Below are 6,938 nucleotides of genomic sequence, written 5' to 3' on the forward strand. Positions count from 1 at the left end.
TCAATACTCCTTAAAGCGCAGCGATCAGGGTGTTGAAGATGTCCTGCGCCGTCTTGATGATCTGCGACGAGGCCGTGTAGTACTGCTGGTACTTGATCAGGTTGCTGGCTTCTTCATCCAGCTGCACGCCAGACAACGAATCGCGGGCGCCGGCAGCCTGGGTAAGGATGACGCCGGTTGCCTGGGTATCCATCTGGCCCTGCTTGGCCTGGGCACCCACACTTTCCACCAGTTTGCCGTAGGCATCGGTAATGCTGATGCCCTTGGTCGAACCGATGTCCATCGTCTGTTTGGTCTGCAGCTCCTGCAGGGACAGTGCATTGCGGTTGTCCGAGGAGCCTGCGCCGGTCAACGATACGGTAAAGCTGTCGCCATTCTTGGGCGAGCCGGCTACATCCATCTCGAAGCTGAATGACTTCTGGACGCCGCTGGCGTCATTGATCGGGTTGCCCGAGGCATCGATCATTGGCACATCGAGCTTCAGGGTATTGCTTTGCCCCGGAATGAAGGTGCCGGTGCCAATGCTGTTGCCCTTGGCATCGAAGGCTTCGTAGGTTTGCGGTGAGGTGGTTTCGTCACCGAACACCAGGCGCACCGGGGTGGAATACTTTATGCCGGTTTGCAGCTCCAGACGCTGGGCAGGGTCGGCGATGTCCAGCACCGAGGTCAGAACCGGCTGGGTGATGACACCAGTACCGGAATTGCCGCTGCCGGATGTGGCGGTCAGCGGTGCGGCCAAGGCCAGCCGCTTGGCGTCAGTGAGCACCACATCGATTTCTGCCGAGGCATTGCGGGTCGGGGTGATCTTGAAGCTGTCCCCCACTGCAGCAGTACCGCTCTTGAGGTCGATGCTGAAACCGTCGATCACCGGTGCCGGGTCGTCGTTGGTGCTGTAGGTGCCCATGTCCGTGCCGTCAGGCAGCTTCTTGACCTGGAACTTGTCCGCGGTCGGGCCGACGAACGTCACCTGATAGTCACTGGTGCTCAGCTTGCCGGTATCGCGGATGACAACGTTCAGGGCGGCGTCGCCAGCATTGCCAATCTTGGCAGTGCTGCGCGCAGACATGGCTTTGTCGCTATTGATGTCGCCAAACAGAGCAGCGCCGAATTCACCGTTCTTGTCGATACCTTGGCCGAGCTGCGAGTTGATCTGCTGCGACACCACCAGCGCGATACGACCCAGCTCGTTCATGGCCGGCGCCAGGGTTTCACTGCGGTAGCGCAACAGCCCACCCATTTCACCACCGGTGATGCTGTTGGTGATGTCCATGGTGGTGCTGCCACGATCGAGCTTGATCGCAAACTGCGTAGGGTCGGTGGCGCTGGGTTCAGCGCTCATCTTGTTGGTGGTCTTGCCCAGTACCAGTGACTGGCCGTTCTTCAGGTAGACATCGATATTGCCGTCACGCTCGACGGTTTGCACACCCACCAACTCATTGAGCTGGCGCACGGCCTCGTTGCGCTGATCGAGCAGGTCGTTGGGCTGACCATTGACTGCCGAAACCTTGGAAATCTGCTCGTTGTACTGCGCGATACTGGAGGTCAGCTCGTTGATCCGGGCGGTCATCGAGCTCAAGTTGCCATTGATGTTGGTGTTCTGCTCCTTGAACTGGGCAGACAGGCTGTTGAAGCGATTGGCCAACGCATCGGCATTGCTCAACAACAGCTGGCGGGAAGCATCTTCGGTCGGTTTGTTGGCGGCGCTCTGCAAGGCAGAAAAGAAGTTGGTCAGCGCGCCAGTGATACCGGTGTTGCTGTCAGACAACAAGTTGTTGAGCGGCGTGACCTGATTCAGGTAGGCGGTGCTGTCACTGTTGAGCGAGGTGGCGGTCTGCAACTGTGCATCCAGGAAGGCGTTGTACACACGGCGCACATCCGCCAGCGTCGTACCGGTGCCCATGAACAACTGGCCTTCCTGAAGCGAACCCTTGGCACGCTGGATGTTCTGCTGACGGGAGTACCCGGCGACATCGGCGTTGGCGATGTTGTTGCCTGTGGTATGCAGACCCGACTGGGAGGCCGACAACCCCGACATGCCAATGTTGATCAAACTCGCCATGTTTCCATACCCTTAAAGTGGTGTTGTGGTACCGAGCGATGCATAGCTCTCGTACGACTTCATCTGTCTTGCGATCTGCGAGATCTTGCTGGCGTAATTCGGGTCGGTGGCGTACCCGGCCTTTTGCAACTCTTGCACGAACTGTTCTGGCTTATCGGCCGCCTTCACCGCTTCTTGATAGCGGGAATTGTTCTGCAGCAGGCTCACCAGGTCGTGGAAGCTGTCCTGGTAGGAATCGTAGGAGCGGAACGCTGCCGTCTCCTTGACGAACTGGCCGTCACGGAACTCGCTGGTGATCGCCCGCGCCGAATCGCCTTCCCAATTGCCCGTGGCCTTGATGCCGAACAGGTTGTGGCTGCTGCTGCCATCGCTGTTGCGCATGACCGACTTGCCCCAACCGGTTTCCAGGGCGGCCTGGGCCACCAGGTAACGCGGGTCGACACCGATACGCTTGGCGGCCTGTTCGGCCATCGGCAGCATGGTGGCGACGAACGCGTCGCTGTCGGCGAACGCTTTGTTCGGCGCCAAGGGTGGCTGCGCCACGGCACGGCCGGTGATGCGCAGGCCGCGTTCGGGCACGGCAAAACTCTGGGCCACCTGCTGCCCATCGCGGGCCGGCACGGCGGCGGTATTGGTGGCCGCCGCCGGATTGTCCGCCGAGGGCACGATACCGGCCAGCAAGCGGTCGGTCAGCTTGCCCGGCAACGCCAGGCGCCGTGAATTGAGCGCGGCAACGTCGTTGCGGCTGGCAGCCGACTGCGCAGCATGTACCGGCTCGGCTACCTTGTTGCCCCACAGCGCCGGCGCACTGCCCTCGATACGCGGGAACGGGCTGGTGTTGACCGGCGCGCTCTTGTTCTTCGACAGCTGGCGCACCAGCACGTCCTGCAGGCCGATACCACCACCCTCGCGGGACATGCTCACGGCCAGCTGCTGGTCGTACATGTCGCGGTACTGCTTGACCGTCGCGCTGTTCATCGGGTTGTCATCGGCCAGGACATCACTGGCCTTGCGCGAGGCCTTGAGCATTTCGCTGATGAACAGCGACTCGAACTCCTGGGCCACCTTGCGCACGTTGGCGTCGCTGTCGCGATCACCGTGCTTGAGCGAGCTCAGGCGATTGAGGTCGGTGTAGGCGCCGCTGTCGGCCGCGCTGGAAACCAGGCTTTTCGAGTTCATGCGTGGCGTCCTCAGATCACGATCAGGTCGGCCTGCAAGGCGCCGGCCTGTTTCAGGGCTTCGAGGATGGCCATCAGGTCGCTGGGCGCTGCGCCCACCTGGTTCACCGCACGGACGATTTCATCCAGCGTGGTGCCCGGGCCGAACTTGAACATCGGCTTGGCTTCCTGTTGCGCGTTGACCCGCGAGCGCGGCACCACGGCCGTCTCACCATTGGAGAACGGCCCCGGCTGGCTGACGATCGGGTCTTCGGTGATGGTCACGGTCAGGCTGCCGTGGGTCACCGCGGCCGGCGAGACCTTGACGTTCTGGCCGATCACGATGGTGCCGGTACGCGAATTGATGATGACCTTGGCAACAGCCTGGCCCGGGTCGATCTCCAGGTTTTCAAGGATCGACAGGTAGTCCACACGCTGAGTCGGGTCCATCGGCGCGCTGACGCGCACCGAGCCGCCATCCACGGCCTGGGCCACGCCTGGGCCCAGCAGTTCGTTGACCTTGTCGACGATACGCTTGGCGGTGGTGAAGTCGGGCCGGTTGAGGTTCAACGTCAGACTATTGCCCTGGTTGAAACCACTCGGTACTGCACGCTCCACCGAAGCGCCACCCGGGATACGGCCAGCTGACGGAACGTTGACGGTGATCTTCGAGCCATCGCGGCCTTCGGCATCGAAGCCGCCGACCACCAGGTTGCCCTGGGCGATCGCATAGACGTTGCCGTCGATACCCTTGAGCGGCGTCATCAGCAGGCTGCCGCCGCGCAGGCTCTTGGAGTTGCCGATCGAGGACACGGTAATGTCCACCACCTGGCCCGGCTTGGCGAATGGCGGCAGGTCGGCATGCACCGACACCGCAGCGACGTTTTTCAGCTGCACGTTGCCGGAGCCGGCGGGCACTTTGATGCCGAACTGCGACAGCATGTTGTTGAACGTCTGCAGGGTGAATGGCGTCTGGGTGGTCTGGTCACCCGTGCCGTTGAGCCCCACCACCAGGCCGTAACCGATCAACTGGTTGGAACGCACGCCCGAGATACTGGCGATGTCCTTCAGGCGCTCGGCATGGGCGCCGAACGCACAGGACAGAAGCAAGGTTGCGGCAATCAGTTGCCTGACGTTGAACATGTTCATCCGTACTCAGAAGGGCCAAAGCGGGCTGAGGAAGAAACGGTCCAGCCAACCAGGCTGGCTGGCGTCGGCGAAGGAACCGGTACCCGAATAGGTGATGCGCGCATCGGCCACACGGGTGGACGGCACTGTGTTGTCGGTGGCGATGTCGTCGGCGCGGATCAGGCCGGCGATGCGCACCAGCTCTTCGCCGGTGTTCAGGGTCATCCACTTCTCACCACGCACGGCGATGATGCCGTTGGGCAGCACTTCAGCGACGGTGACAGTGACCGAACCCGTCAGCGTATTGCCTTGGGTAGCCTTGCTGTCGCCCTTGGTGGCGCGCTCACCGCTGTAGCCCGCTTCCAGCGACAGATCGCCGCTGCCGAACGGGTTGTTGGTGCTCGGCGTGGCACCGAACAGCGAGGTCAGGCCGATGTTGGCGCTGCTGTCCTTCTGGATCTGCGAACCGGCATTCTTGCTGGCCGAGGTGCGTTCGTTGAGCGTGATGGTGATGATGTCACCGACGCGGAACGCCTTGCGGTCGCTGTACAGGTTCTGCTCGAAACCGGCCTGGTAGATCGAACCGTTGTTGGCCGCTGCCGGCAACGGGGTGCGCGGCAAAACCGGCGCGTAGTACGGGTCGTTGGGCTTGGCCGTCGGCGCGACGCAACCAGCCAGCAACACCGCCCCCCCCAGGGCGAACAGGGACAACAGACGATTCATGACGCTTACCTCACGGTGTAACAGGGACTTGGGCTTACAACTGCTGGGTGACAAACGACAGCATCTGGTCGGCGGTGGAGATGACCTTGGAGTTCATCTCGTAGGCGCGCTGAGTGGTGATCATGTTCACCAGCTCTTCCACGGTGCTGACGTTGGAGTTTTCCAGGGTCTGCTGCAGGGTGGTGCCGAAGCCGTTCAGGCCTGGGGTACCGACCTGTGGGGCACCACTGGCAGCGGTTTCCAGGAACAGGTTGTCGCCGATCGCCTGCAGGCCGGCCGGGTTGATGAAGTCGGCGGTCTGGATGTTGCCGATCACCTGCGCTGCCGGGTTGCCCGCAGTGGTGATCGACACGGTGCCGTCCTGGCCGACGGTGAAGGTCTGGGCGTCGTTCGGCACGACCACCGCAGGCTCCAGCGCAAAACCATTGGCGGTGACGATCTGGCCGTCGGAGTTCAGGTGGAAGGTACCGTCACGGGTGTACGAAACCGTTCCGTCCGGCTGCAGCACCTGGAAGAAACCACGGCCGTTGACCGCCATGTCCAGCGGGTTTTCGGTGGTCTGCAGGCTGCCGGTCTGGAAGCTTTTCTGAGTGCCGACGATGCGCACACCGGTACCGACCTGCAGGCCCGACGGCAGTTCGCTGTCCTGGGTGGACTGCGCGCCTGGCTGGCGTTTGATCTGGTACAGCAGGTCCTGGAATTCGGCGCGGTCACGCTTGAAGCCGGTGGTCGACACGTTGGCCAGGTTGTTGGAAATGACCGTCAGGTTGGTGTCCTGGGCGGACAGGCCGGTTTTAGCGACCCAAAGAGCCGGAAGCATCAGTATTCTCCTCGTGCGCCTGTTTTACGGCACCCGTTCAAGTGTGGTTAGCCGAGTTGCAAAACACGCGCCATGGCTTCGTCGCCTTCCTTGGCCGCGTTCATCATTTTCACGTGCAGTTCGAATTGGCGAGACAGCGCCAGCACCGACGTCATCTCTTCGACGGCATTGACGTTGCTGCCCTCCAGGAAGCCCGATACGACCTTGACGTTGACGTCGGCAGCAGCCGGCTGGCCGCTGGTGGTGTGGATCAGCCCGTCCAGGCCCTTGGTCAGGCCTTTGGTGTCCGGGTTGACCAGCTTGATCCGGTCGACTTCAGCCATCACCCGTGGGTCTTCACCCATGGAGCGGATGCTGATGGTGCCGTCAGCGCCGACTTCGACCTTCTGCTCTGGCGGAATGGCGATCGGGCCGCCGTTGCCGATCACCGGCATGCCATTGCCGGCGCGCAGCACGCCGAGGGCATCGATGTTCAGGCTACCGGTACGCACGTAGGCTTCGCTGCCATCGGGGGCCTGCACGGCAATGAAGCCCTGCCCCGCCACCGCCACGTCCAGGTCACGCCCAGTCTCGACCATGGGCCCTTCACTGAAGTCGGTGGCAGGACGCTCGGTCATGGCATACGCCCGCGACGGAAAGCTGTCACCAAACACCGGCATCGAGCGCGCCTGCTCCAGGTCACGCTGGAAACCATTGGTGGAAATGTTCGCCAGGTTGTTGGCATGGGCCTTCTGCGCCAGCGCGTTCTGGCTGGCGCCGGTCATGGCCACGTAAAGCATCTTGTCCACAGTCATCCTCCGCTGCACTGGCGATTGCTTGCCGCTCGCCGTTGCTGTGCAGGCACTCAAGCAAGTTCCGAACCAACTTTTTGAAATCGTGGAATAGCCCGTAAATACAGGCTTTGAGGGGAGCTGCCGACCATGAGAACGCCGGTTATCCGGCGCCGGGTTGCCGGTGGCGGCAAAGCAGGTGTTTGCACCGGCCTCATCGCCGGCAAGCCGGCTCCCACAGGGTTTAGCAGCGCTGCGGATATTGTGGGGGCAAATGTCTT

The 6,938-nt window shown here is 62.1% G+C and carries 6 protein-coding genes; all 6 read right to left on the reverse strand.

Annotated elements, in window-relative coordinates; all coding sequences use genetic code 11:
- Positions 1-10 precede the first annotated feature (10 nt).
- From flgK to flgF, 6 genes are read right to left on the reverse strand one after another with little or no spacing between them, the layout of a single operon-like run.
- Entirely contained in the window at positions 11-2,059 is a 2,049-nt protein-coding gene (flgK, locus tag EGJ09_RS21715; RefSeq protein WP_125924749.1) for a flagellar hook-associated protein FlgK, read from the reverse strand.
- 12 nt (positions 2,060-2,071) lie between these two features.
- Entirely contained in the window at positions 2,072-3,238 is a 1,167-nt protein-coding gene (gene flgJ, locus EGJ09_RS21720) for a flagellar assembly peptidoglycan hydrolase FlgJ (RefSeq protein WP_125924750.1), read from the reverse strand.
- Between the two features lie 11 nt (positions 3,239-3,249).
- A complete protein-coding gene (locus EGJ09_RS21725; RefSeq protein ID WP_046785428.1) occupies positions 3,250-4,359 on the reverse strand; it encodes a flagellar basal body P-ring protein FlgI in 1,110 nt (369 codons plus the stop codon).
- 12 nt (positions 4,360-4,371) lie between these two features.
- Positions 4,372-5,067, reverse strand: coding sequence for a flagellar basal body L-ring protein FlgH (gene flgH, locus EGJ09_RS21730; RefSeq protein ID WP_115274174.1), 696 nt, complete (start codon positions 5,065-5,067; stop codon positions 4,372-4,374).
- Positions 5,068-5,101: 34 nt separating this feature from the next.
- Positions 5,102-5,887: a flagellar basal-body rod protein FlgG gene (gene flgG, locus EGJ09_RS21735; protein ID WP_125924751.1), complete on the reverse strand. Its 786-nt coding sequence runs from the start codon at positions 5,885-5,887 to the stop codon at positions 5,102-5,104.
- A gap of 47 nt (positions 5,888-5,934) precedes the next feature.
- A complete protein-coding gene (gene flgF / locus EGJ09_RS21740; RefSeq protein WP_125924752.1) occupies positions 5,935-6,675 on the reverse strand; it encodes a flagellar basal-body rod protein FlgF in 741 nt (246 codons plus the stop codon).
- Between the last annotated feature and the right edge of the window lie 263 nt (positions 6,676-6,938).

Origin of the sequence: Pseudomonas sp. p106, assembly GCF_003936645.1 — a bacterium.
Classification (GTDB): Bacteria; Pseudomonadota; Gammaproteobacteria; order Pseudomonadales; family Pseudomonadaceae; genus Aquipseudomonas; species Aquipseudomonas putida_E.